General features: G+C 61.7%; 1 protein-coding gene. It reads left to right on the top strand.

Features of this window, described 5'->3' with window-relative positions; translation table 11 throughout:
- Positions 1-116 precede the first annotated feature (116 nt).
- Positions 117-248, top strand: a 132-nt coding sequence (locus tag R0J88_RS22365) for a LacI family DNA-binding transcriptional regulator (protein WP_410901223.1), incomplete at its 3' end; no start/stop codon positions are given.

Below are 248 nucleotides of genomic sequence, written 5' to 3'. Positions count from 1 at the left end.
GGCTCAGATTGGCGCCAGCGAGCCGACCAAACGCATCATCACCGGGGCGGTGATCGTCATCGCCGTGGTGCTCGACACTTACCGCAGCCGGCGTGCAGCCCGGCGGAACTGACAATATGGCAACCATCAAAGACGTCGCGGCACTGGCGGGCATTTCCTACACGACCGTGTCCCATGTACTGAACAAGACCCGACCGGTGAGCGAACACGTGCGGCAGAAGGTTGAAGCCGCCATTATCGAGCTGGAC

It is taken from the genome of Pseudoalteromonas sp. SIMBA_162 (assembly GCF_046535955.1).
Classification (GTDB): Bacteria; Pseudomonadota; Gammaproteobacteria; order Enterobacterales; family Alteromonadaceae; genus Pseudoalteromonas; species Pseudoalteromonas marina.
This window is presented reverse-complemented; position numbering and strand designations above follow the sequence as displayed.